Below are 23,255 nucleotides of genomic sequence, written 5' to 3'. Positions count from 1 at the left end.
TAGCGCGTCCTACGATGGCGCACATGCCAGACCTGACGATCCGTCCCACCGCTCAGCGCAAGGCTGACGCGCTCGCCCGGCTGTCGACCCGTCACCAGGACGCCTGGGTGGCCACGGCCGACGGCGGGGCGGCGCACCTCGTCCCCCTGTCGATCGCCTGGGTGGACGAACGCCTGGTCATCGCCCTCGACGGTACGTCGGTCACGGCCCGCAACCTCGCCGCCACGGTGCGCGCCCGGGTCGCCGTCGGCCCCACGCGCGACGTCGTGGTGGCCGACGTCGTCCTGGAGGCCACCCTCCCCGTCGCGGACGCAGGAGAGGTCGGCGAGGCGTACGCCGCCCAGGCCGACTGGGACCCGCGGGCGAGCGGCGGCACCTACCAGTACCTCGTGCTGGCGCCGCGACGGATCCAGGCCTGGCGCGAGGCCGACGAGATCGCCGGCCGGACGATCATGCGGGACGGCGCCTGGGTGGTCTGAGCGGGGCTAGCCCCAGAGCACCTGGGCGGAGCTGGCACGGCGGCGGGACGTGTCGGCCGTCATGCGGCGCATGTGGTGGCGGCGGCACAGCACCTCGTACGCCACCTCGCCGGCCGCGCCGTTCGCGACGTCGCCGATGACCACCTGCTCGCCCTCGACCACCATGATCCCGCCCACCGTGCGGGCGTTGTGCGTGGCACGCGCGCCGCACCAGCAGAGGGACTGCACCTGCAGCACCTCGATGCGGTCCGCGAGCTCGATGAGCCGTGCCGAGCCCGGGAAGAGGCGGGTGCGGAAGTCGGTGGTGATGCCGAACGCGAAGACGTCGACCTCCATCTCGTCGACCAGGCGCGCGAGCTGCTCCACCTGCTCCGGCGAGTAGAACTGCGCCTCGTCGCAGACCACGTGGTCCACGGCGCGGCCGTCGCGGTGCTCGTCGGCCACCTCGGACCAGAAGTCGGTGTCGTCCGTCACCTCCCGCGCGCCGGCCTCGAGCCCGAGGCGCGACGAGATGCGCGCCGACCCGGCGCGGTCACCACGGGTGTAGATCAGCCCGGCACGGCCTCGCGCGCCGTAGTTGTGGTCCATCTGGAGGGCAAGGGTGGACTTGCCGGAATCCATGGTCCCGGAGAAGAAGACGAGCTCGGCCACGGTTCCTCCTCAGGCGACGGCGGTCAGGAGCGGCACGATCATCTCGTGCGGGGTGAGGGAGCCATGCACGCCGGGCAGGGCCCGCGCTTCGGCGGAGTGGACGCGCGAGTCGACCACGGTGGCGCGCCCGGTCATCGCGACGACCACGTCGCCGATGCCCGGGAGCACGTGCTCCGCGACGGGACCGAACCAGCCGGCGGCCACGGACTCCGCGCGGTCGAGGACCACGGCGTTCTCGCCGAGGCGGTCCCGCCAGCGGGCGGCCACGGCCGCGGAGTCGGCGCCGGGCGCCGCGTAGACGTGCATGGCACGGGGCTCGCCACCGATCATCGCCACTCCAGCGGACAGGGCGGGGTCGGTGGCCGCGTCCCACTGGAGGGTGGCGTCGGACATGATCTGGCCGTGGTCGGCGGTCACCAGGATGAGCGTGCCGCGCGGCACCGACCGGGACAGGCGGCGCAGCTCGCGGTCGGTGGCCTCCAGGGCGTCGCCCCACTGCCAGGACTGCCAGCCGTGCTTGTGGCCCGTCTTGTCCACGTCGCCCTGGTACAGGTAGACCAGGCCCGGGGCGGCGCGGAGCACGCGGGCCGTGGCGTCGACGCGCGCCTCGAACGACTCGGCGGTCTCGTACCGAGGTCCACGCAGCGCGGCGAGCGTCATGCCGGAGCCCGCGAACTTGGCCGGGCCGGGGCTCGTCACGGGCACGCCACGCGCGGTCAGCGTCTCGAAGACGGTGGGCTCGCGCTGGACGTCCACGGGGTCGCCGAGCTCGCGCCACTGCACCATCGCCGCGAGCCGGCCCGTCTCCGGGTTCCGCTGCGTGTACCCGAGCATGTTGGTGAGGCCCGGCGCGGTCCCCGTCCCCAGGGTCGCCAGACCTGCCGCCGTGGTGCTCGGGAAGCTCGACGTCAGCGACTGCCCGCCCGCGAGCAGGCCGCGCAGGAAGGGCGCGTGCCCGCCGCGCTCGGCCAGGTTGTGCAGGCCCAGACCGTCGACCAGGACCACCACGACACGATCTGCCTCGGGCAGCCCGAGGGCCTGCCGCGCGGTGATCGACTCGATCCCGGTGGCGGTGGTGAGCTCGTGGCCCAGCGCTCCTGCGGCCGCGGGCAGCACCGCCGCGAGGCTCGACAGGTCGTAGGCGGGGGCGACGAGCCCCTCGGGAAGCACCTGGGTCATGCAGAGGTGGCCCGCGACAGCGCGCGGGCGAAGGCGACAGCCGACCGCACGGCGTCCGCACCCTCGGCGGCGCTGGAGACGCGCACCACCACGTCGTCCGGGGTGAGCTGGCCGGTCAGGCCGTGGTCCGCGTCGCACGACGGGTCGGGGCACGACGCCGGCTCCAGGTCGATGCGCGACACCGCGCCCCACCCGATCGCCAGCGTGACCTCGCGCGTGCCCTCGCCGCGCGGGTGCTTCTCGGGCTCCGACACCACGTGGGTGAGCGCCACCGAGCGGACCTCCCGCAGCGGGACGGCCTCCGTGGTGGCCGCGGCCTGCGTGACCTTGACCTGCTCGCCGTCCGACGGCTGGTCGTCGACGTGGGCAGTCACCAGGCGCGTGGGCGTGAGGACCATGACCGTCAGGTGGCGGCGCACCTCGGAGTCGAAGGTGGTCTCGGCCTGCACCAGGTGCGCCACCACCGCCTCGTCGGCGAGCGCGACGTCGAGGACGTCCGCGACCAGCTCCGGGTAGTAGCCGGCCCGGTGGAGGCGCGCGGTCAGGTCATGGCGGGCGTCGGAAACAGCGTGTGGCACGGCGACATTGTCCCACGGGGAGACCCACGAGGTCTCGCCCCTGGACGGGCGGTTCGACTCCGGGGGGTGCTGGCGGCGCGAACAGGTAGCTGTTCCCCGTCTCGCTGCCAGACGGGGAACAGCTACCTGGTCGCGGACGAGGGGCCCAGCGGCCCGGAGCGGGCGGCCCGCCGCTACCCTCGACCTGTGACTGACGACGGCGTGCTGCTCCTCGGCTGCTTCCTCTGGGCCACCGAGGGCCTGGACGACGACCTCACCGCCTACGAGGACGCCGTCCTCGCGCTCGTCCCCGAGCACGGAGGCGAGGTCGTCCAGCGGCTGCGGACCGACGGCGACACCGGGCGCCCGCACGAGATCCAGGTGTTCCGGTTCCCGGGACAGCCCGCGCTCGACGCCTACGTCGCCGACCCTCGCCGTCTCGCGCTCGCAGAGGAGCGCGACCGGGTCGTCGCACGGACGGAACTCTTCCCGGTTTCTCTGCTCTGACCCAGCCGCGCGCGGGGCGCCGCGCAGCAACGGCATCCCACCAGCCCTTATGGTGGTCCGATGGCATCGGTCAGACAGGTCCAGGTCACCTTCGACTGCGCAGAGCCCGAGCGCGTCGCCCGCTTCTGGAGCGAGGCACTCGGATACGTCCAGGACGAGGCCTCGGCCTCCGACCCCACCGGGGTGGGCCCGCGGCTGTACTTCCAGCGCGTCCCCGAGGGCAAGGTCGTCAAGAACCGCGTGCACCTCGACGTGCGGGTCGGCACCGGGCTCGTCGGCGAGGAGCGCGTCGCCGCGCTCGAGGCCGAGTGCGCGCGGCTGGTTGCGCTCGGGGCGGTCCGGGTTCGGCTCCTCCTCGCTGACGAGGAGAACGAGTCGTGCCTCGTGATGCAGGACGTCGAGGGCAACGAGTTCTGCCTCGACTGATCGCTCACCCAGGGCGGCATCGCAGCATGGGTCGCAGTCTCTCGTGCCGGCCCTACGCGGCCGGCGAAGTACCCAACGGCCCCGCACCGCCCTCGCGTTCGGCAAGGAACTCGTCCAGCAGCTCGAACAGGACCTTCTTCGCGTGCTCCTGGTCGAAGTCGCCGAGCTCGCCGTGCTCGAGGTCCGGGTCGGGAAACGCGATGAGCCACGCGATGGAGGGCCACCCGAGGTTTGAACCCCGACCGCCGGACCGCACAAGCAGCCACTCCCTGAACCCGTCGAAGCCAGGACCGCCGTGGCGCGCCTCGTTGGCTTCATAGCCCAGCAGCCAGCCGACGACTCGGCCCCACGTCGGAAGACCCACCCACATCCCTGGCCGCTTGGTGAACTGCTCGATGAACTGGCGTTCCGACATCGCATGAATATCCACAGTGTCTGCTCCGATCGACCGTCTACCCCGGCAGCGCCCGCAGCAACGCGTCTGTGCGCCGCTCCGCGGGGCGCAGCCGCACCGTCGCGTGCAGGATCGACGCGTCCCGGTCCGACACGACCACCGGGTACAGGTCGAGCGACGCGAGCTCCGGCAGGTCGTCGGCCAGCAGCGACACGCGCGCGAGCACGTCCTCGAGCGCGGCGACGTCGGCGGCGGGAGCGCCCTGGTAGCCGAACAGCCGGGGCGCGGCGCGGACCCCTCGCACCATGCGCGCCACGTCCACGTCAGTGAGCGGCGGCACCCCGTGGGACACGTCGTCGAGGAGGTCCACGGCGTCTCCCGCCAGCCCGAACGACACCACCGGGCCGAACAGCTCGTCCTCCACGGACCGCACCACGCAGGCCACCCCGGCCGGGGCCATGCGCTGCACCTCCAGGACCGGTCGCGCGGTCGGGATCAGGGTCGACGCCGCCTCCTCCATACGCGCCACGTCGTCGCGCAGCTCGTCCGCGTCGGAGATGTCGAGCCGCACTCCCCCGAGGTCGGTGCGGTGCCGCAGCACCGGTGACGCGATCTTCAGCGCCACCGGCCAGCCCAGCTCCTCGGCCGCGGCGACGGCCTCGTCCGCGCCGTTCACCCGTCGCGTCTCCCAGAGGCGCAGCCCGTAGCAGGCGAGCAGCTCGGCAGCGGCCGCCGGGTCCAGCTCGACCTCGTGCCCGACGGCGCCGTCGGCCCGCCCGGGTGCACCGTGCCCCGCAGTCTCCACGAGCCCGGCCCTGGCCAGCGCCGCCTCCGCGAGCGCCCGTGCCCGGGCCCGGGAGGCGCCGCCCCCACCCCACGAGGCGTCCTCGCTGCGCTGCGGGTCCTCGCGGGGACCCCGGGAGCGCGGCGCCCCCTCCTGGAGGGTGGGCCGTACCGGGGCGCCGTGGTCCTGGGTGCGCCAGGTCGCGTAGCGGGTGACCGCGCCGAGGGCCCACACGGCGTCCTCGGGTGTGGAGAAGGCGGGGATGCGGACGGTGCGCTCGCCGCCGTCGGGCAGGGGCGCGGTGGCGGCGAGCTCGTCGGGCATGCCGTGCAGGCCGAGCATGCTCGCCACGGTGGTGCGGCCGGTCCGGGCGGCGGCGTCGGCGACGGCGTGGGCGATGCGGTCGCCGCGGGGCAGCACCACGGGCACGTCCACGACGACCACGGCGTCGCAGGCGCCGGGTGCGTAGACGGCGTCGACGGCGCCGGCCACGTCCACGTCCGGGGACTCCGAGGCCAGCACGACGGCGGGGCCGACCGTCAGGCCTGCCGCGCTGCACGCCTCCGAGACGAGGGTGAGCACCGACGGGGAGCTGGCCAGGATGCCGACGCGGGCTCCCGCGGGCAGCGGCTGGTGCGCGAGCACCTGCGCCACGTCCATGAGCTGGTGGGTGTTCTCGGCACGGATCACGCCCGACTGCCGCAGCACCTCGTCGAGCATCCGCCGCGGGGCGCGGGTGGCGCGCACGGCGTGCCCGGGCGGCACCACGTGCCCGGAGCGCCCGGCGACGACCACGACGACCGGCTTCACGGTGGCGAGGCGGCGGGCGATGCGGGAGAACTTGCGCGGGTTGCCCAGCGACTCGAGGTAGAGGCAGACGACGCCGGTGGCCGGGTCGTCCTGCCAGTACTGCATCAGGTCGTTGCCCGACACGTCGGCGCGGTGGCCCGCCGACACGAGCGCCGAGACGCCGAGGCCGCGGCGCCGGACGGTGGCGGCGAGGGTCACGGCGGCGGGGGCGGACTGGCAGAACAGGCCGATCGTCCCCGGTGCGGGGGCGCTGGTGGCGAGGCTCGCGCGCAGCTGCGCCCCCGGCGTCGTGGTCAGGAGGCCGAAGCTCGCGGGGCCCACCACGCGCATCCCCGCGGCGTGCGCCACGCGCAGCAGCTCGCGCTGGCGGGCCAGGCCCTCGGGCCCTTCCTCGGCATAACCCGCAGAGAGCACGACGACGCCCCGCGTACCTCGGCCCGCCAGGTTGCGGACCGCCTCGATCGCCTCGGGCGGGCGGAGCGCGAGCAGGGCGAGGTCGACGTCGCCCACCTCGTCCCAGCCGTCCGCGAAGGTGACGTGGTCCGCGGGGCCCGGCTCTCCGGCGTCGGGCGCCCCGAGGACCACCAGGTCCGTGTCGCCCGGGTCCTGGGACACGGAGCCGACCACGCGGGCGGCGAGGAGCGACTCGACGGTCTGGGGGCCGGGGCCCGGGCCGACGAGGAGGACGCGGCGCGCGCTCAGGAGGCCCTGCATGGACCGCGCCTCGGCCCGGTGCTCCCGGTCGGCCATGACCTCGCGCGACCGGTCCGTGGGGTCGAGGTCGATCGAGACGGTGACCACACCGTCGTCGAGGTGCTGGTCCACGACGTACCCGGCGTCCCGGAAGACCGCCAGCATGGCGCGGTTCTGGGGCAGCACCTCGGCCACGAAGCGGCGCACCCCGCGCTCGCGGGCCGCGGCGGCGATGTGCTCGAGGAGGACGGAGCCGAGGCCACGGCCCTGGAAGGAGTCGGCGATGTTGAACGCCACCTCGGCGGTGCCGTCCTCCACGACGTCGTACCGCGCGACGCCGAGGACGTCCTCCGGCTCCGCGCCCGCCGCCTCGACGGGCGCCTGCGCCTGCGCCGGGCGCACGGCGACGATCGCCGCCCGCCGCTGGTGGTCGACCGTGACGAACTGCCGCAGCATCCGCTCCGGCAGGCGCTCCAGCGCGGCGAAGAAGCGGAAGTAGGTGGACCGCTCGGACTGGGCCATCTGGAACCGCTGGAGCGCGTCGGCGTCGTCGGGGCGGATGGGGCGCAGGTGGGTGGTGGTGCCGTCGCGCAGCACCACGTCCGCCTCCCACTCCTCGGGGTACGGGACGCCCACGTGCCCTACCACCTGCCCGGTCTCGTCCACGGGACCAGGCTAGCGAGCCCGCGAGCGTCCACGGGGATGTGGGTGGTGGGCGGTACTGTGTGGCCGTCCGATCCCCACCACTTTCAGGAGCACCGCACACTCATGGCGCGCAAGCCGTCGACCCCGCCGCTCGATCCGAGCGAGATCCACGAGAAGATCGTGGACATCGACGTCTCGGCGGAGATGGAGGCCTCGTTCCTCGAGTACGCCTACTCCGTCATCTACTCTCGTGCGCTTCCTGACGCGCGGGACGGGCTGAAGCCGGTGCAGCGCCGGATCCTCTACATGATGTCCGACATGGGGCTGCGCCCCGACCGCGCGCACGTGAAGTCCTCGCGCGTCGTCGGCGAGGTCATGGGCAAGCTGCACCCGCACGGCGACACGGCGATCTACGACGCGCTGGTGCGTCTGGCGCAGGACTTCTCGCTGCGGCTGCCGCTCGTGGACGGGCACGGAAACTTCGGCTCGCTCGACGACGGCCCGGCCGCCCCCCGGTACACCGAGGCACGCCTCGCGCCGCCGTCGGTCGCGATGACGTCCGGGCTCGACGAGGACGTCGTCGAGTTCGTGCCGAACTACGACAACAAGCTGACCCAGCCCGAGGTCCTGCCGTCCGCCATCCCGAACCTGCTGGTGAACGGTGCCTCCGGCATCGCGGTGGGCATGGCCACGAACATGCCGCCGCACAACCTCGTCGAGGTGGTCGCCGCGGCGCAGCACCTGGTCAAGCACCCCGACGCCACGCTCGAGGACATGCTGCGGTTCGTCCCGGGCCCGGACCTGCCCACGGGTGGCAAGATCGTCGGCCTCGAGGGCGTCCGCGACGCGTACCGCACGGGCCGCGGGACGTTCCGCACCCGTGCCACGGCGCGCATCGAGAACCTCACGCCCCGCCGTCGCGGCATCGTCGTCACGGAGCTGCCGTACCTGGTGGGCCCCGAGAAGGTGGTCGAGAAGATCGCCGAGGGGGTCAAGAACAAGAAGATCCAGGGCGTGGTCAACGTCCAGGACCTCACCGACCGCGCCCACGGCCTGCGCCTCGTCGTCGAGGTCAAGACCGGGTTCGACCCCGAGGCCGTGCTGGAGCAGCTGTACCGCACCACGCCGCTCGAGGACTCGTTCGGCATCAACAACGTGGCGCTCGTCGAGGGCCAGCCGCGCACGCTCGGCCTGCTCGAGCTGCTGCGCGTGTGGGTGAACCACCGCATCTCGGTGGTGCGCCGCCGGTCGGCGTTCCGGCTGCGGCGCCGCCGCGAGCGGCTGCACCTGGTCGAGGGTCTGCTCCTCGCGATCGTCGACATCGACGAGGTGATTCAGCTGATCCGCACGTCGGACGACGCGACGGGGGCCAAGGAGCGCCTCATCAGCGTCTTCGACCTGTCCGACCTGCAGGCCACCTACATCCTCGACCTGCAGCTGCGCCGCCTGACCCGGTTCTCCCGGATCGAGCTGGAGAAGGAGCAGGAGCAGCTGCGCAAGGAGATCGCGGAGCTCGAGGCGATCCTGGCCGACGACGCCCTCCTGCGGAAGATCGTCTCCGGCGAGATGACGGAGGTCGCGAAGGTCTACGGCACGCCCCGCCGCACGGTCCTCCTGGACTCGGCCGGAGGGTCCGTCGGGTCGGTCGCGGCGGCGCCCGCCGGCCGTGGCGCGGCGGCCCGGGGGGCTGCGCCGATCTCGCTCGAGATCGCCGACTCCCCCACGCGTGTGCTGCTGTCGGCCACCGGGCTGCTCGCCCGCCTGCCGGAGGACGTGCCGGTGTCCCGCGAGGGCCGCCGCGCGGCCCACGACGCGATGCTGGGCGACTGCTCGGCCACGACCCGCAGCGAGGTCGCGCTCATCACCTCGGCCGGGCGTGCGCTGCGCATCTCCGTCCTCGACCTGCCGGCGCTCCCGCCCACCGACGGCGCGCCGAGCCTCTCCGGGGGCGTCCCCGTGAGCGAGCTCGTGGTGCTGCAGCCGGGCGAGAAGGTTCTGGCAGTGGCGTCGCTCGACGCCGAGGCCCCCACGGTGGCGCTCGGCACCGCGTCCGGCGTGATTAAGCGCGTCGCCGCAGGTGACGTGCCCAAGAACGGCGACGAGTGGGTCGTCATCGCGCTCAAGGACGACGACACCGTCGTGGGCGCCGCGACCGTCACGGACGAGGACGAGCTCGTGTTCGTCTCCAGCGACACCTCGCTGCTGCGGTTCGCCGCGTCCGCCGTGCGCCCCCAGGGCCGCGCGGCCGGAGGCATGGCGGGCATCAAGCTGGCCGACGGTCAGCAGGTCGTGTTCTTCGGCGCCGTGCCCGCCGGCTCCCGGGACGCGGGCGCCGTCGTCACCATCGCCGGCTCCTCGGACGCGCTGCCTGGCGTCGACCAGGGCGGCTGCAAGGTGTCGCCGTTCGAGCTCTACCCGCCCAAGGGACGGGCCACGGGCGGCGTCCGGTCGCAGCGGCTCCTCCGCGGCGAGGACCGGCTGGTCCTCGCGTGGGTGGGCGTCGCGCCGCCGCGCGCCGTGGGATCCGGGGGCCAGCCTGTCGAGCTGCCCCCGCTGGACCCGCGCCGCGACGGCTCCGGCACGCCGCTGGCGGCGCCGGTCGCGACGATCGGCTGAGGTCGGATGGCGTCGCCACCGCCCCGGCGGTGGCGACGCTTCGGCGCGCGGGTGCCCGCACACCCCGATAGGCATGTCGGTATGAAGATTCGCGACACCGGCGACCTGTGGTGGAAGAACGCCGTCATCTACTGCCTCGACGTCGAGACCTACATGGACTGGAACGACGACGGCGTGGGCGACTTCCCGGGGCTCGTCCAGCGCATCGACCACCTGGCAGACCTCGGCGTGACGTGCCTGTGGCTCATGCCCTTCTACCCGACGGCGGACCGCGACGACGGCTACGACATCACCGACCTCCTCGGCGTGGACTCGCGCCTCGGGGACGTCGGCGACCTCGTGGAACTGGTCCGCACCGCACGGGACCGTGGTATCCGGGTCATCGCCGACCTCGTGGTCAACCACACGTCCGACCGTCACCCGTGGTTCCAGGCGGCCCGGCGCAGCACCGACAACCCGTACCGGGACTTCTACGTCTGGCGCGCCGACCCGCCGGAGCCCACCAAGGACCAGGTCATCTTCCCTGACCAGGAGGGGGGCATCTGGACGCAGGACGAGCGCACCGGGGAGTGGTACCGGCACCGCTTCTACCGGCACATGCCCGACCTCAACACCGCGAACCCGAAGGTGCGCGACGCCGTCGCCAAGACGATGAGCTACTGGATCCAGCTCGGCCTGTCCGGCTTCCGCGTGGACGCCGTGCCGTTCTTCCTCACCGACGCCGCCGGGACGCCGGGCGACGAGATCGACGACCCGCACGACTTCCTGCGCAGCCTCCGGTCGTTCCTCTCGCGCCGGGCGGGCGACTCGATCCTCATGGGAGAGGTGAACCTCCCGTTCGACCAGCAGCGCCTGTACTTCGGCCACGACGGGACGGGCGACGGCGGCGACGTGGGACCGTCGTCGACGGAGCTCACGCTGCAGTTCGACTTCAACGGCATGCAGGCGCTCTACCTGTCGATGGCACGCCAGGACGCCGGGCCGCTCGCCGCCAGCATCTCCGAGCGGCCGCCGATCCCGAACGACGCGCAGTGGGCCACCTTCGTCCGGAACCACGACGAGCTCACGCTCGACAAGCTCACCGAGGAGGAGCGGAACGAGGTCTTCGCCGCGTTCGGCCCGGAGCCGGACATGCAGATCTACGGCCGTGGGCTGCGTCGTCGTCTGCCCACCATGCTGGGCGGCGACCCGCGCCGGATCCGCATGGCGTACTCGTTGCTCTTCGCGCTGCCCGGCACGCCCGTCCTCTTCTACGGCGAGGAGATCGGCATGGGCGAGAACCTCGCCGCGAAGGGTCGGCTCGCCGTCCGCACGCCGATGCAGTGGACGTCTGCGCCGAACGGCGGGTTCTCGCGCGCGCCGGCGCGCAAGCTGTCGGGCCCTGTGCCCGAGGACGGCTACGCGCCCGAGCATGTCAACGTCGCGGTCCAGCGCCGGGAGCCCGGGTCGTTGCTCTCGTTCGTCCAGCTTCTCGTCCGGCGCTACCGCGAGTGCCCGGAGCTCGGCTGGGGTACGCCGCAGGTGCTCGACCAGCCGCACCCGTCGGTGCTCGCCCTGCGCACCACGTGGGACGACGCCTCGATGGTCACTCTCCACAACCTCTCGGCCGACGCCTGCACCGTGCCTCTGACCTTCGACGACCTGGACCCGGGCACGCGGCTCGTCGACCTGCTCGACGACGGCGAGTGCCCCGTCGGGGACGACGGCGGGATCGAGGTCGTGCTCGACGGGTACGGGTACCGGTGGCTGCGGATCAGCCGGCCCGACTCGCGTCGCCTGCTGTAGAGCCTCTCCACCTGGCGGAATGCGCTCGCAGAGCGGCGCGAGATCGTGTTCTGATCGCTCGATGACGACGCTTCCGGACCCGCAGTACGAGTTCTCGGCCGACCCCGGCCGGGTGGACGCCGAGCGCGTCCACGAGCTCCTCGTCGAGCACTCCTACTGGGCGCGCGACCGGACCCGCGAGGTCACCGACGCGGCCATCGCGGGCTCCCGGCCCTTCGGCGTCTACGTCCGGGAGACCGGCGAGCAGGCGGCGTTCGCCCGCGTCATCACGGACGGCGCGACGTTCGCCTGGCTGAGCGACGTCATCGTCGACCCCGCGCACCGCGGCAGAGGCCTGGGCAAGCTGCTCGTGGGCGAGGTCCTCGCGGTGCTCGAACCGCTCGGCCTGCGGCGCACGGTGCTCACCACCGCGGACGCCGACGGCCTCTACGAGCGTTTCGGCTTCCGGCCGGTGGACCCGGACATGCACTGGATGGAGCGCAAGGCCACGCTGCCGTCCTGACCCGGACGAGCCGGCGGGTCGCGGCGCCAACGCCGGGGCGGGCGCCGCGAAGGAACAGTTGTGCCTCCAGCGTTGTCACGGGTGGTGACGATGTGTACTCAGCGTGACAACGCTGGTGCGCACACAGTCGCTCCGTCGTGCCATCCTGACGATGTGCTGATCACCGCAGAGCTGGGAGACCTGACGACCGTCGAAGCCGACGCGATCGTCAACGCCGCCAACTCGAACCTCCTCGGCGGAGGCGGGGTGGACGGCGCGATCCACGCCGCCGCCGGGCCCCGCCTGCTGGAGGCGTGCCGCCGCCTGCGGAAGACGACCTACCCGGACGGCCTGGCCGTCGGCGACGCCGTCGCCACCCCGGGGTTCGACCTGCCCGCGCGGTGGGTGATCCACACGGTGGGCCCCAACCGGAACCGCGGGCACGACGACCCGGCCCTCCTGGCGTCGTGCTTCACCCGGTCGCTCGACGTCGCCGCCGAGCTGGGCGCCCCGTCGGTCGCCTTCCCGGCAGTGGGCGCAGGCGCCTACGGCTGGGCTCCCGACGACGTCGCGCGCACCGCGGTCTCCGCCGTCCGGTCCTGGTCCGCTCCCCCGGGCGCCGAGGGCCCCCACGTGGTCCGGTTCGTCCTGTTCGGAGACCTGGTCCTGGCAGCGTTCGAGCGCGCCCTCAACGCCTGAGGCTCACCCGAGCACCAGCTTGACCAGACCTTCCGGAGAGTCGGCGAACGCCGCGACGCCCGCCGCTTCCAGCTCGCCCGGATCGGCGTAGCCCCACCGCGCACCGATCGTCGCGATGCCGTTCTCGGCGGCGCCCTCCGCGTCGTGCTCGCGGTCCCCCACCATGACGGTGCGGCCGGCCACGCCCGCGGGACCTGCCGCGGACGCTCCGCCGGAACCGCCCGCGCCGCCCGCACCCGCCCCGAGCGCCGCCAGCGCCCGCGCGATGATCGGCCCCTTGCCGCTCGACACGCCGGCACCCTCGAGCTCAGCACCGAACACGCCGTCGAGCCCGCCCTCCAGCCAGACGTCCAGCCCGAAGTGCTCGACGATCCGCAGCGCGTACACCTCGGGCTTGGCGGTGGCGATCGCGAGCGTGACACCCGCCTCACGCAGGGCGGTGAGCGCCTCGGGGATGCCCGGGAACAGCGAGTTCTCGAACATGCCACCCGCCTCGAAGGACCGGCGGTAGGCGTCGATCACGGCGGTGGCGTCGTCGTCGGACAGCCCGACCCGGGCCATGCTCGTGCCCAGCGCGGGCCCCACGAAGGTGAGCAGCACGTCGTCCGACGGCACCGCGAGGCCCGCAGCGGCGAAGCCCGTGCGCAGGGACGACACGATGCCGGGGGCGGAGTCGGTGAGGGTGCCGTCGAGGTCGAGCAGGACGTGCGTGATCCGGCGGGGCAGCGGGAGGGTGGAAGAGCTCACGCCACGAGGGTGCCACACCCGCCCGCCGCCCTGGATGCGCGCCCTACGCGTCCAGCTTCCGCAGTGCCGGCAGCACGTCCTCGGCGAACTGGTCCAGGAACCGGTTCTGGTCGTTCCCCGGCCCGTGGACCACGAGGTGGTTCAGCCCGGCGTCGAGGTAGGGCTGGATCATCGCGACGGCCTCAGCGGGGTCGGAGGCGACGATCCACCGCTGCGCCACCTGCTCGATCGGCAGCTCGTCGGCGAGGCGCTCCATCTCCTCGGCCGACGTCACCGAGTGCTTCTGCTCCGGCGTGAGCGACAGCGGCGCCCAGAACCGGGTGTTCTCCAGCGCCGCGTCAGCGTTGCGGTCGTAGGAGATCTTGATCTCGATCATCCTGTCGATGTCCTCGAACGGGCGCCCGGCCTTCTCGGCGCCCTCCCGCACGGCGGGCAGCAGCTTCACCGTGTAGAGGTCCATGCCCTTGCCTGACGTGCAGATGAACCCGTCGCCCACGCGCCCCGCGTACTTGGCCACCAGGGGCCCGCCCGCGGCGACGTAGACCGGGACCGGCGTGGACGGCCGGTCGTAGATGTGCGCGTCGACGAGCGTGTAGAACTCGCCCTCCACCGACACCGACTCCTCGGTCCAGAGCCGTCGCATCAGGTCGACGGCCTCGCGCAGGCGCGCGAACCGCTCCTTGAACTCCGGCCACTCGCGGCCGCTCACGGCGATCTCGTTGAGGGCCTCGCCGGTCCCGACACCGAGCATGATGCGCCCCTCGGTGAGGAGCCCGAGGGTGGCGAACGTCTGCGCGATCACGGCGGGGTTGTAGCGGAACGTGGGGGTCAGCACGCTGGTGCCGAGCGTGATGCGGCTGGTCCGCTCGCCCGCCGCCGCGAGCCACGCGAGGGCCGACGGCGCGTGCCCGCCCTCGTGCCGCCACGGCAGGAAGTGGTCCGACACGAGGGCGCTGTCCAGCCCCGCCTCCTCCGCCCGCACCGCGAGCTCCACGAGCTCGCGGGGTCCGAACTGCTCCGCCGACGCCTTGTATCCGATCTTCAGGGTCATGCCCCCATCCTCACACCGAGACGCCGCTCAGCGCCCGCACCACCCGGCTCGGCGACGGCTTGCCCAGACGCTCCCCCAGCCACACGCTCGTCGCGACCAGCGGTTCCAGCGACACGCCCGTCGCGATCCCGAGCCCGTCCAGCATCCAGACGAGGTCCTCGGTCGCGAGGTTCCCCGTCGCCGACTCCGCGTACGGGCACCCGCCCAACCCGCCGGCCGACGCGTCGAACGTGGACACCCCGTGCCGCAGCGCGGCCAGCACGTTCGCGAGCGCCTGCCCGTACGTGTCGTGGGCGTGGAGGGCGAGCACGGAGTCCGGGACGCCCGCGACGTTCAGCGAGTCGAGCAGCCTCACGACGTGCCCCGGCGTCCCCACGCCGATCGTGTCGCCGAGCGACACCTCCCACACCCCCAGGTCGACCAGCCGGCGCACGGCCGTCACCACCTGCGGAAGGGGGACGGCCCCCTCCCACGGGTCGCCGAAGCACATCGACACGTACCCCCGCACACGCATCCCCGCGTCGAGCGCCCGAGACACGACGGGCTCGAACATCGCCCACTGCTCGTCCAGCCCCGTGTTGAGGTTCCGCCGCGCGAACGTCTCGGTGGCGCTCGCGAACACGGCGACGTGCCGCAGCCCGAGGTCGAGCGCCCGGTCGAGCCCTCGCGCGTTCGGCACGAGCACGGGCAGGTCGCGCGCCCGGTCCCCCAGCCCGTCGACGAGCAGCCCCAGCACCTCCTCGGCGTCGGCTAGCTGCGGCACCCAGCGCGGGTGCACCAGGCTGGTCGCCTCCACGACGGGCAGCCCGGCGTCGAGCAGGCGCCGGACCAGCTCCACCTTGACCGCCGCGGGCACCACGGCGTCCTCGTTCTGCAGCCCGTCGCGCGGCCCCACCTCGTACACCGTGACCGACGTCGGCAGGCTCGCGTCCGGCACCACCTGCGGCCTACGCATCTGTTGCCTCCCCGGGAACGACAACATTCTCCGGCGACACGGCATTGTCTGCCGCATCTCCGCCCCGCTCGCCTCCAGGCGAGTGCCTCGTTCCTCGGCCCTCACCTTCCGCCTCGCCAGGCGGCGACACGGTGAACAGCACCTGCCGCGCAGCCACCTGCTGCCCCGCCGACGCCCCGACGGTCACCACACCGTCCACCGGCGCCGTGAGCGCGAGCTCCATCTTCATCGCCTCCAGGACGCCCAGCGCCTGCCCCTGCGTGACCTGGTCGCCGGTCGCCACGTCCACCCGCGCGAGGGTCCCGGGCATGGCCGCGAGCACCACGCCGTCGGACGCGTCCGCCGCTCGCCCCGACGTCGACCCGTCCGGCCGCACGAACCGGAACACGTGCCCCAGGTGCGCCACCTCGACCCCCCGTTGCCGCACCTCGACCACGAACCGTCCGACCGCGCCGTCGACCTCCAGCAGCCCCTCGCCCGCGGCGCGAACCCGCGCCACGCGCTCGTCAGCATCGGCTCCGCCCGACGACGCAACTCCCCCCTCCGAGCGCACCTCGCCCTCGCCCTCGGTCGCCCGGGCAACGACGAGCACGGCGTCGTCGAGCTCCACCCAGACCCGCCCTGGCGGCCCCCCGGACCGCCAGCCGTCCCCGCCCGACCCGGCGACCGCCCACGCTGCCGCGACCAGCGCGGACCAGGGATCGGGCGCCGGCACGGCGTGCGTGTCGAGCCACGCGGTGTGCACCTCGCCGTCCCGGAACACGTCCGAGCCGGCGAGCTCCCGCAGGAACCCGGTATTCGTCGTGAGCCCGAGCACCACCGTGTCGGACAGCGCGGCGACGAGCGCGCGCCGCGCCGCCTCCCGGGAGGCCCCGGACGTCACCACCTTCGCCACGAGCGAGTCGTACGCGGCGGGCACCACGCTCCCGTCCTCGATCCCTGCCTCCACCCGCACCCCGGCGGGCCACAGCACGCGCCGGGCGGTCCCCGCCTGCGGCAGGAACCCCGCGTAGGCGTCCTCGGCGCACACGCGGGCCTCCATGGCGTGCCCGACGACGAACACCTCCTCCTGCGCGAACCCCAGCGGCTCCCCGGCGGCGACCCGGAGCTGCTCGGCGACGAGGTCGAGCCGCTGACCGCGAACCCGCACCACCTCCTCGGTGACCGCGTGCTCCACCTGCAGCCGCGTGTTCATCTCGAGGAACCAGGCCTCGGGTCCGCCCGGCCCGTCCGCGACGAGGAACTCGCAGGTCCCCGCACCGACGTAGCCCACCTTCGCGGCGAGGTCCACGGCCCAGGCGTGCAGCCGGTCGCGGAGCACAGGGTCGAGACCGGGGGCAGGCGCCTCCTCGAGCACCTTCTGGTGCCGGCGCTGCGCGGAGCAGTCGCGCTCGTGCAGGTGCACCACGTGGCCGTAGGCGTCGGCGAGGACCTGCACCTCGACGTGCCGCCCGCGCTCGACGTATCGCTCCAGCAGCACGGTGTCGTCCCCGAAGGCCGCCGCGGCCTCGCGGCGGGCCGCGGCCACCGACGACGCGAGGTCGGCCGGGTCGCGCACGATCCGCATGCCCTTGCCGCCGCCGCCTGCCGCCGCCTTGACGAGAAGAGGGAAGGTGAGGCCCGGGACCAGCCCGGCCCCGACGTCGTCGGACGCCACCGCGACCTGCTCCAGGACCGGGACGCCCGCCGCGAGCGCCACGTCGCGGGCTGTGTCCTTGCGGCCCATGGTGTCCATGGCCGCGGGGGGCGGGCCCACCCAGGTGAGCCCGGCGTCGAGGACGGCGCGAGCGAACGCGGCGTTCTCGGCGAGGAAGCCGTAGCCGGGGTGGACGGCGTCGGCCCCCGTGCGCGCAGCGACGTCGAGCAGGGCCGTGACGTTCAGGTAGGAGGCTGCGGCGTGGGTGGGCCCGAGCCGTATCGCGACGTCGGCGGCGCGGACGTGCGGGGCAGCGCGGTCGGCGTCGGAGTACACGGCGACGGTCCGCAGCCCGAGGCTGCGGGCGGTGCGGATCACGCGGAGCGCGATCTCGCCGCGGTTGGCGACTAGCAGGGTGTGCACAGCTCTCACATCCGGAAGATGCCGTAGGAGGGGTCGGCCAGCGGCGCGTTCGCGGCGGCGGCCAGCCCGAGGGCGAGGACGCGGCGGGTGTCGGCGGGGTCGATGATGCCGTCGTCCCAGAGCCGGGCGGTGGCGTAGTAAGGGCTGCCCTGCGTCTCGTACTGGGCGCGGATCGGGGCCTTGAACGCCTCGGCCTCCTCCCCCTCGAGCCCTCGGACCACGGCCAGCACCGACGCCGCCTGCTCGCCCCCCATGACGGAGATGCGGGCCCCGGGCCACATCCAGAGGAAGCGAGGGTCGTACGCGCGGCCGCACATGCCGTAGTTGCCCGCGCCGAACGACCCGCCGATCACGACGGTGAACCGCGGCACGGTGGAGCACGAGACGGCGGTGACGAGCTTGGCGCCGTCCTTCGCGATCCCCCGGTTCTCGTACTCCTTGCCCACCATGAAGCCGGCGATGTTCTGCAGGAACACGAGCGGGATGCGGCGGGAGTCGCAGAGCTGGACGAAGTGCGCGCCCTTGAGCGCGGACTCGGAGAACAGGATCCCGTTGTTGGCGACGATCCCCACCGGGTACCCGTCGATCTGCGCGAACGCGCACACCAGCGTCTCGCCGTAGCGGGCCTTGAACTCCGTCATGCGGGAGCCGTCGACGATGCGGCGGACCACGTCGCGCACGTCGTAGGGGGTGCGGGGGTCGGCGGGGACGTCGTAGAGACCGTCCGGGTCGAGCTCCGGCTCCTCGGGCACCTCGCGGACCAGCGACGGCGCCGGTGCGTGCGTGGTGGCGACGATGTCGCGGACGATGCGCAGGGCGTGGGCGTCGTCGTCGGCCAGGTGGTCCACCACGCCCGACGTCGTGGCGTGCACCAGCCCGCCGCCCAGCTCCTCGGCCGTGACGACCTCCCCCGTGGCGGCCAGCACGAGCGGCGGCCCGCCGAGGAAGATCGTGCCCTGGTCGCGGACGATGACGGACTCGTCGCTCATCGCGGGCACGTACGCGCCCCCGGCGGTGCACGACCCCATCACCGCCGCGACCTGCGGGATCCCCGCCGCCGACAGCCGCGCCTGGTTGTAGAAGATGCGCCCGAAGTGCTCCCGGTCGGGGAACACCTCGTCCTGCATCGGGAGGAACGCGCCGCCCGAGTCCACGAGGTAGAGGCACGGCAGGTGGTTCTCCGCCGCGACCTGCTGGGCGCGCAGGTGCTTCTTCACGGTCATCGGGTAGTAGGTGCCGCCCTTGACCGTGGCGTCGTTGGCGACGATCACGCACTCGCGCCCCGACACCCGCCCCACGCCGGCCACCACGCCCGCGCTCGGCACTGCCCACTCGCCCCCGTACAGGTCGTAGGCGGCGAGCGCGCCGATCTCCAGGAACGCGCTGCCGGGGTCGAGGAGGCGGTCCACGCGGTCCCGCGCGAGCAGCTTCCCGCGCGCGGTGTGCTTGGCGCGCGCCTCGGCGGTGCCGCCCTCGCGCACCCGGGCGAGGCGCTCGCGGAGCTCCGCGGTGGCCTCTCGCAGGCCGGGCGCCGCGCCCGACGTCGCGCCCGACGACGGCGCGGACGCCACCACCGACTGGTTAGTCATCGTTAACCCCCCATAAACTTCCCGCGTGACTCCACGCAGGCGGCAGATCCTCGACACCGCGGCCGACCTGTTCGCCGAACGCGGCTTCCACGGCGTGTCCGTGCACGACATCGGCGCCGCCGTCGGCGTCTCCGGACCCGCGCTGTACAAGCACTTCTCCGGCAAGGAAGACATCCTCGGCCAGTGCCTGCTGCACGCGTCCGAGCAGCTCCTCGCCGGGGCGAAGGACCGGGCGGGCACCATCGACGCCCTCATCGGCTGGCACACGGAGTTCGCCCTGGAGCGCCCGTCGCTCATCGTGATCCAGGAGCGCGAGTGGCGCACCCTGGGCCCCGACGTGCGCGAGCAGGTCCGCGAGCGCCAGCTCGCCTACATCGGCGTGTGGACGGACGCGCTCCACCCGCTGCGCCCGGACCTCGAGCCGGCCGAGGCGCGTGCGGCGGTGCAGGCGGTGTTCGGGCTGCTGAACTCGACGCCGCACAGCGCGCGGATCGGGCGCGACGCCATGCGGGCCCTCCTGACCCGCATGGCGCGCGCCGCCCTCGTGGGCTGACCTCATTCGACCGGGAGCCCCAGCCCGCGCGCGATGAGCATGCGCTGCAGCTCGGAGGTGCCCTCGCCGATCTCGAGCACCTTGGCGTCGCGGTAGAACCGGGCGATGGGCCCGTCCTCCATCACCCCGTACCCGCCGAACACCTGCGAGGCGATGCGCGTCGCGGTAACGGCCGACTCGGTGGCGTACAGCTTGGCGATGGACGCCGCCTGGCGGAACTCGGCGAGCGGCGCGTCGTCGTCCTTGAGCGCGGCCGCCCGGTAGGTGAGCGCCCGCGAGGCCTCGAGCATGACGGCGAGGTCGGCGATCTGGAACGCGACGCCCTGCTTGCGCCCGATGGGCCCGCCGAAGGTGGGCCGCACCCCCGCGCGCTCGACGGCGGCGTCGAGCATGGCCTGGATGCATCCCACGGCGAGCGCCGCCACGGCGACCCGGCCGCTGTTCAGGGACTGGACGCAGAGCTTGAAGCCCTCGCCGCGCGGGCCGAGCAGGTTCTCCTCGGGCACGCGCACGTCACGGAACGTGAGGGGGTGGGTGTCGCAGATGCGCCAGCTCATCTTGTCGTGCAGGGGCTCGACGACGAACCCCGGGGTGTCGGTCGGGACGATGATGGTGCTGATCTCGGCGGTGCCGTCCGGCTTGGTCCCGGTGCGTGCTGCGACGGTGCAGATGCTGGTGATGCCGGTGCCGGAGTTCGTGATGAACTGCTTGGCCCCGTTGATGACCCACTCGCCGCCGAGGAGCTCGGCGGTCGTGGCCATGGCGCTGGCGTCGCTGCCGGCTCCCGGCTCGGTGAGGCCGAAGGCGCCGAGGGCGCGTCCGGCGACGAGGTCGGGCAGCCACCGGGCCTGCTGCTCGGGCGTGCCGTGCACGAGGAGCGGGTTGATCCCGAGCCCCACGGCGGCGCCGAGCGTGATGCCGATCGACTGGTCGACGCGGCCGAGCTCCTCGACCGCGACACAGAGCGCGGCAAGTCCCTTGCCGGACCCGCCGAACTCCTCGGGGGCGGTGAGGCCGAACAGCCCCAGCTCCCCCATCTTGCGGACCACGTCGACCGGGAAGTACCGGTCGCGGTCCCACTGGCTCAGGTTCGGCGCGATCTCTGCCGCGGCGAACTCACGGATGGTCTGGCGGAGCTGGGTGTGCTCCGCGCTCTCTTGGGCGGTATGCATGGTGTGCATGTGACCTAGGTTAACCACCGTTAACCTAGGAGCGCCAGAGCCACGCGGCTCGAACCGATGCAGAACTCGGCCGGACCAGAAGGAGCGCACGATGCCCCAGGTGAGCTACGACGTCGTCGGCCCGTACGCGCGGGTCACCCTGGACGCGCCGGAGCGGCGCAACGCGCTCTCCCTCGCCCTCCTGGACGACCTCGCGGCGGCCCTCGACCGCGCCGCCGACGACTACGTCCGCGCCGTCCTGCTCCAGGCGTCCGGCCCGGCGTTCTGCGCGGGCCTGGACCTGGACGAGGCGCTGCGCGACGGCGTCGCGGCCTCCTCCCGGCGCCTCGCGGACGTTCTGCGCGCGATCCTCGCGCTGCCCAAGCCGGTGGTGGCACGCGTGCACGGGCCCGTGCGGGCGGGCGGGGTGGGGCTGGTGGCGGCGTGCGACGTCGCGATCAGCGCCGACACCGTCTCCTACGCGTTCACGGAGGCACGCCTCGCGCTGGCCCCGGCGGTGATCTCGCTGGTGGTGCTGCCGCGGATGACGCCGCGGTCGGCGTCGCTGTCATTCCTGGGGGCGGCGCCGTTCCCGGCGTCCGAGGCGGCGGCGTGCGGCCTGGTCACGCGTGCTGTGCCGGCCGGGTCGCTCGACGACGCCCTGTCCGCCGTCCTCGCCGACCTCACCGCCGGCCACCCGCAGGGCCTCGCCGCGACCAAGCAGGTGCTCAACGCCGACGTGCTGCGGCGCTTCGACGAGCAGGCCGACGGGCTGGTGGCGCTGTCGTCGGAGCTGTTCGCCTCGGAGCCCGCCCGTGCGGCGATGGCGGCGGCCCGGCGACGGTGAACCCGATGCTCAGCGAGTGGCGCGCAGCACCCCGACCGCCAGCAGCGCCTGGCCCACCACGTACGAGGCCGTGAGCGCGAACCCCGACAGGTCGGCCGGCACCACGCTGAGCAGCGTCGTGAAGGTCATCAGCATCCGGAGCACCTCGGAGACCAGGAGCAGCAACCCGCCGATGCCCGCCAGCCGGCCCACGCCCCAGGCCAGGACCGACATCGCGGCGAGCGCCAGGGCGAAGATCCCGACCGGCACGGTCCACGGCCCGGCCACCGGCGCGCACACCACGACCAGGCCCACCACCAGCGCGCCGTACGGCACGAGCCCGACAGGGCTCGCCAGCGCGCTCCGGCTGCGGTACGGCCAGAAGGCGGCGGCGTAGCAGGCGAGAACCAGCACGAAGAACATCAGGTACAGGCCGAGTCCCGACGACGCCGCCAGGAACGGGAGCGTGTCACCCATCCAGCTCAGGCCCAGCGCCGCCAGCACCCACCGGACGGCCCGCGGGCGCCGTCGGCCCTCGACGGGCAGGCTCGCGGCCCACACGGTCAGGCCCAGGGTCGGCATGAGCAGCATGAACGTGATCTGTGCCAGCACCTGCGCGTTCCAGAACGACACGAGCAGGATCAGACCGTTCAGCTGCATCAGCAGGTGCGCAACGGTCGTCGCGACGAACGCGAGGGCGGCGAGCCGGGCGTACGGCGTGGGCAGGAGCGAGGTCAGCCGCGCCCGGGCATCGAGGGTCACAGGAGCGAGCCTACTTGGCAAAGCCCCTGGTGAGGGGCTACCTCTCCGCGGTGCCGGTCCCGCGCACCACCCGCAGCGCCCCCAGGACCAGCAGCGCCTGCCCGACGGCGTAGCTCGCCATCACCCAGAAGCCCGCCTGGGGCAGGTGGTCGCCCAGGGCGGTGAACCGCTCGAGCGCGATCAGCGAGTCGGAGGCCAGGAAGATCAGGCCGCCGATCCCGGCCGTCCGGTTGAGGCCCCACGCCGAGATCGACATGAGCAGCAGCGCGACCGCGTAGACCACGAGGGCCACGGTGAGCGGCCCCGCCTCCTTCGCCGACACGAGTACCACCGCGACGCCGAACGCCGCGTACGCGAGGAGCGGCAGCAGGCGGAGCGCCGGGCTGCGACGCGCGTACGGGAGGAGGGCCACGATGTACGCCACCTGGGCGAGGAGGAAGAACGCCACCATGACGAGGAACCCGTTGTCGCCGGCGAACCCCGGCAGCGCGTCGCCGAGCCAGCTCAGGAGGAGCCCGGCGAGGACCCACCGGACGAGACGGCCCGGATCCCGCCCCGCGGCCAGCGCGAGGGTCGCCGCCAGCGCCGGCATGAGGCAGGACTGGGCGACCCGGGCGAGGGTCTGCGCGTCGGTGAGCTCGGCGGCGAGGTCGACGCCGACGAGCGCCACGAAGGCGAGGGCGGCGGTCCGGGAGGCGAGGGTGGGCAGGAGGCTGAGGGGGCCGCGGCTGCCGGTCGGGCGCGCGGACGAGGACGTCGTCGTCACGCGGGGAGCCTAAGCCCTTCGGGCGCGCTGTGCGCGGACGCCGAGATAGTGCCTTCGTCCGGCGGAACCCGGCGAGATGCC

The 23,255-nt window shown here is 73.5% G+C and carries 22 protein-coding genes; 9 read left to right on the top strand and 13 right to left on the bottom strand.

Going from position 1 to position 23,255, the window contains the following annotated elements; all coding sequences use genetic code 11:
* Nucleotides 1–23: 23 nt before the first annotated feature.
* Nucleotides 24–479 carry a pyridoxamine 5'-phosphate oxidase family protein gene (locus D1350_RS19725; protein WP_125777763.1) on the top strand — a complete coding sequence of 152 codons (456 nt, stop codon included), beginning with the start codon at nt 24–26 and terminating at the stop codon, nt 477–479.
* A gap of 6 nt (nt 480–485) precedes the next feature.
* On the opposite strand, the gene D1350_RS19720 is transcribed toward D1350_RS19725, so the two are convergent.
* Genes D1350_RS19720 through D1350_RS19710 form a run of 3 tightly spaced genes read right to left on the bottom strand, consistent with a single transcriptional unit; the run spans nt 486 to nt 2,887 of the window.
* Complete coding sequence (locus D1350_RS19720) at nt 486–1,130, bottom strand: thymidine kinase (protein ID WP_125777762.1); 645 nt, start codon at nt 1,128–1,130, stop codon at nt 486–488.
* A gap of 9 nt (nt 1,131–1,139) precedes the next feature.
* Entirely contained in the window at nt 1,140–2,309 is a 1,170-nt protein-coding gene (locus D1350_RS19715; RefSeq protein ID WP_125777761.1) for an alkaline phosphatase family protein, read from the bottom strand.
* Nucleotides 2,306–2,887, bottom strand: coding sequence for a DUF5998 family protein (locus D1350_RS19710; RefSeq protein ID WP_125777760.1), 582 nt, complete (start codon nt 2,885–2,887; stop codon nt 2,306–2,308). Before D1350_RS19710 ends, D1350_RS19715 begins: the two co-directional genes overlap by 4 nt.
* A gap of 186 nt (nt 2,888–3,073) precedes the next feature.
* Between D1350_RS19710 and D1350_RS19705 the strand changes: the two genes are divergently transcribed.
* Both D1350_RS19705 and D1350_RS19700 read left to right on the top strand, forming a co-directional pair.
* Nucleotides 3,074–3,373, top strand: coding sequence for a hypothetical protein (locus D1350_RS19705; protein WP_125777759.1), 300 nt, complete (start codon nt 3,074–3,076; stop codon nt 3,371–3,373).
* A 60-nt stretch (nt 3,374–3,433) separates the two neighbouring features.
* Entirely contained in the window at nt 3,434–3,799 is a 366-nt protein-coding gene (locus tag D1350_RS19700) for a VOC family protein (RefSeq protein ID WP_125777758.1), read from the top strand.
* Nucleotides 3,800–3,851: 52 nt separating this feature from the next.
* Here D1350_RS19700 and D1350_RS19695 read toward each other — a convergent pair whose 3' ends face one another.
* Nucleotides 3,852–4,214 carry a hypothetical protein gene (locus tag D1350_RS19695; protein WP_125777757.1) on the bottom strand — a complete coding sequence of 121 codons (363 nt, stop codon included), beginning with the start codon at nt 4,212–4,214 and terminating at the stop codon, nt 3,852–3,854.
* Nucleotides 4,215–4,251: 37 nt separating this feature from the next.
* Nucleotides 4,252–7,146, bottom strand: coding sequence for a GNAT family N-acetyltransferase (locus D1350_RS19690; protein ID WP_240644231.1), 2,895 nt, complete (start codon nt 7,144–7,146; stop codon nt 4,252–4,254).
* Nucleotides 7,147–7,248: 102 nt separating this feature from the next.
* On the opposite strand from D1350_RS19690, the gene D1350_RS19685 reads away from it, so the two are divergent.
* From D1350_RS19685 to D1350_RS19670, 4 genes are all read left to right on the top strand, one after another.
* The gene (locus tag D1350_RS19685; RefSeq protein ID WP_125777756.1) at nt 7,249–9,741 is read left to right on the top strand and encodes a DNA gyrase/topoisomerase IV subunit A; all 2,493 of its coding nucleotides are present in this window, start codon (nt 7,249–7,251) and stop codon (nt 9,739–9,741) included.
* An 81-nt stretch (nt 9,742–9,822) separates the two neighbouring features.
* Entirely contained in the window at nt 9,823–11,526 is a 1,704-nt protein-coding gene (locus D1350_RS19680; RefSeq protein ID WP_125777755.1) for an alpha-amylase family protein, read from the top strand.
* A gap of 61 nt (nt 11,527–11,587) precedes the next feature.
* A complete protein-coding gene (locus tag D1350_RS19675) occupies nt 11,588–12,028 on the top strand; it encodes a GNAT family N-acetyltransferase (RefSeq protein WP_125777754.1) in 441 nt (146 codons plus the stop codon).
* 153 nt (nt 12,029–12,181) lie between these two features.
* Nucleotides 12,182–12,706: an O-acetyl-ADP-ribose deacetylase gene (locus D1350_RS19670; protein WP_125777753.1), complete on the top strand. Its 525-nt coding sequence runs from the start codon at nt 12,182–12,184 to the stop codon at nt 12,704–12,706.
* A 3-nt stretch (nt 12,707–12,709) separates the two neighbouring features.
* On the opposite strand, the gene D1350_RS19665 is transcribed toward D1350_RS19670, so the two are convergent.
* Genes D1350_RS19665 through D1350_RS19645 form a run of 5 tightly spaced genes read right to left on the bottom strand, consistent with a single transcriptional unit; the run spans nt 12,710 to nt 19,107 of the window.
* Entirely contained in the window at nt 12,710–13,453 is a 744-nt protein-coding gene (locus D1350_RS19665; protein WP_164545240.1) for an HAD hydrolase-like protein, read from the bottom strand.
* Between the two features lie 43 nt (nt 13,454–13,496).
* Entirely contained in the window at nt 13,497–14,504 is a 1,008-nt protein-coding gene (gene fgd, locus D1350_RS19660) for a glucose-6-phosphate dehydrogenase (coenzyme-F420) (protein ID WP_125777751.1), read from the bottom strand.
* A 10-nt stretch (nt 14,505–14,514) separates the two neighbouring features.
* A complete protein-coding gene (locus D1350_RS19655; protein ID WP_125777750.1) occupies nt 14,515–15,459 on the bottom strand; it encodes a hydroxymethylglutaryl-CoA lyase in 945 nt (314 codons plus the stop codon).
* Complete coding sequence (locus D1350_RS19650; RefSeq protein WP_240644230.1) at nt 15,452–17,518, bottom strand: ATP-binding protein; 2,067 nt, start codon at nt 17,516–17,518, stop codon at nt 15,452–15,454. Before D1350_RS19650 ends, D1350_RS19655 begins: the two co-directional genes overlap by 8 nt.
* A gap of 5 nt (nt 17,519–17,523) precedes the next feature.
* Nucleotides 17,524–19,107, bottom strand: a complete 1,584-nt coding sequence (locus tag D1350_RS19645; protein ID WP_125777748.1) for a carboxyl transferase domain-containing protein — start codon at nt 19,105–19,107, stop codon at nt 17,524–17,526.
* A gap of 25 nt (nt 19,108–19,132) precedes the next feature.
* Here D1350_RS19645 and D1350_RS19640 point away from each other — a divergent pair, with 25 nt between their 5' ends.
* Nucleotides 19,133–19,660, top strand: coding sequence for a TetR/AcrR family transcriptional regulator (locus D1350_RS19640; protein ID WP_125777747.1), 528 nt, complete (start codon nt 19,133–19,135; stop codon nt 19,658–19,660).
* Nucleotides 19,661–19,662: 2 nt separating this feature from the next.
* Here the strand turns inward: D1350_RS19640 and D1350_RS19635 are convergent, their stop codons facing one another.
* The gene (locus D1350_RS19635) at nt 19,663–20,841 is read right to left on the bottom strand and encodes an acyl-CoA dehydrogenase family protein (protein WP_206074612.1); all 1,179 of its coding nucleotides are present in this window, start codon (nt 20,839–20,841) and stop codon (nt 19,663–19,665) included.
* Nucleotides 20,842–20,932: 91 nt separating this feature from the next.
* On the opposite strand from D1350_RS19635, the gene D1350_RS19630 reads away from it, so the two are divergent.
* Nucleotides 20,933–21,667 carry an enoyl-CoA hydratase-related protein gene (locus tag D1350_RS19630; protein WP_125777746.1) on the top strand — a complete coding sequence of 245 codons (735 nt, stop codon included), beginning with the start codon at nt 20,933–20,935 and terminating at the stop codon, nt 21,665–21,667.
* A gap of 9 nt (nt 21,668–21,676) precedes the next feature.
* Here D1350_RS19630 and D1350_RS19625 read toward each other — a convergent pair whose 3' ends face one another.
* Together D1350_RS19625 and D1350_RS19620 are read right to left on the bottom strand one after the other, a co-directional pair.
* A complete protein-coding gene (locus D1350_RS19625) occupies nt 21,677–22,408 on the bottom strand; it encodes a lysoplasmalogenase (RefSeq protein ID WP_125777745.1) in 732 nt (243 codons plus the stop codon).
* A 37-nt stretch (nt 22,409–22,445) separates the two neighbouring features.
* Entirely contained in the window at nt 22,446–23,174 is a 729-nt protein-coding gene (locus D1350_RS19620; protein ID WP_125777744.1) for a lysoplasmalogenase, read from the bottom strand.
* Between the last annotated feature and the right edge of the window lie 81 nt (nt 23,175–23,255).

Source organism: Antribacter gilvus, assembly GCF_003946865.1.
GTDB classification, from domain to species: Bacteria; Actinomycetota; Actinomycetes; order Actinomycetales; family Cellulomonadaceae; genus Antribacter; species Antribacter gilvus.
This window is presented reverse-complemented; position numbering and strand designations above follow the sequence as displayed.